Annotated in this window: 1 protein-coding gene and 1 pseudogene; both read left to right on the top strand. The window is 66.7% G+C overall.

Annotated features, from left to right (window positions below; all coding sequences use genetic code 11):
* Positions 1-184, top strand: a pseudogene (locus tag B277_RS19375) (DDE-type integrase/transposase/recombinase); the annotation flags it as partial.
* Positions 185-231: 47 nt separating this feature from the next.
* The coding region (locus tag B277_RS15540; protein ID WP_040881862.1) for an IS30 family transposase at positions 232-1166 on the top strand (935 nt) is incomplete at its 3' end.

The raw sequence follows: 1166 nt of genomic DNA, 5'->3' as shown, positions 1-1166 counted from the left end.
GGACCGGGTTCGTCTATGTCGCCTTCGTGATGGATCTGTTCGCCGCCGCGTCGTCGGCTGGCGAGTGTCCCGCTCGCTGCGCACCGATCTGGCGCTGGATGCCCTCGAGCACGCCATCTGGACCCGTTCTCGTGATCACCGTGACCTGTCGAAACTGGTCCATCACAGCGATAAGGGCGTGCAAGGCGAATTCAACCGGTCGTCGCAACACCTTGATCGAGAGGTGAAGCGATGGGAACAACCCCACGGCAGAAGCGGGTCCGTGCGTATCGAGGACAGATCCCGTCACCGGGACGGCCCTCGGTCGCGTGGCGGCAGGACCGAGTCACGTTCTGGGCGGCTATCGCTCGCGGCGTGAAGACCGACGTCGCGGCCGAGGAGGCCGGCGTGTCCGAACCGGTCGGATACCGCTGGTTTCGCCACTCTGGCGGCGTGAACCCATGCCTGCCCGCCAATGTGTCGGGTCGCTACCTGTCCTTCGCTGAGCGCGAGGACATCGCGATCTGGCACGCCCAGAACATCAGCGCCCGCGAGATCGCTCGAAGGCTCGGACGTAATCCGTCGACGATTTCGCGCGAGCTGCGGCGGGGCGCATCGAGTCGGTCAGCGCAGGCCGAGTACCGCGCGACGGTTGCGCAGTGGCACGCCGAGCGACGAGCACGGCGACCGAAGGTCGCCAAGATGGTGATTAACGAGCGGCTGCGTGATTACGTCCAGGACCGGCTGGCCGGGGTCGTCCACACGCCCGACGGCGAGGTAGTGGGGCCGGACGGGCCGGAGTGGAAGGGCCGTAACAAGCCCCATCGCAAGGATCGTCGTTGGACGCAGGCGTGGAGCCCGGAGCAGATCGCGCGTCGGTTGCCGATCGACTTCCCGGATGATGAATCCATGCGCATCAGCCACGAGGCGATCTACCAAGCGCTCTACGTCGAGGGCCGCGGTGCGCTGAAGCGGGAGCTGGTCAGTTGCCTGCGCAGTGGACGTGCGCTGCGCGTTCCTCGAGCCCGAAACCGTCAGAAGGCTTGGGGGCACGTGACCGAGGAAGTGCTGATCAGCCAGCGCCCCGCAGAAGCGGAGGACCGCGCGGTTCCAGGCCACTGGGAGGGCGACTTGATCATCGGCCTGGAGCGTTCAGCGATCGGCACGCTGGTCGACCGGACCACGCG

Source organism: Janibacter hoylei PVAS-1, assembly GCF_000297495.1.
GTDB classification, from domain to species: Bacteria; Actinomycetota; Actinomycetes; order Actinomycetales; family Dermatophilaceae; genus Janibacter; species Janibacter hoylei.
This window is presented reverse-complemented; position numbering and strand designations above follow the sequence as displayed.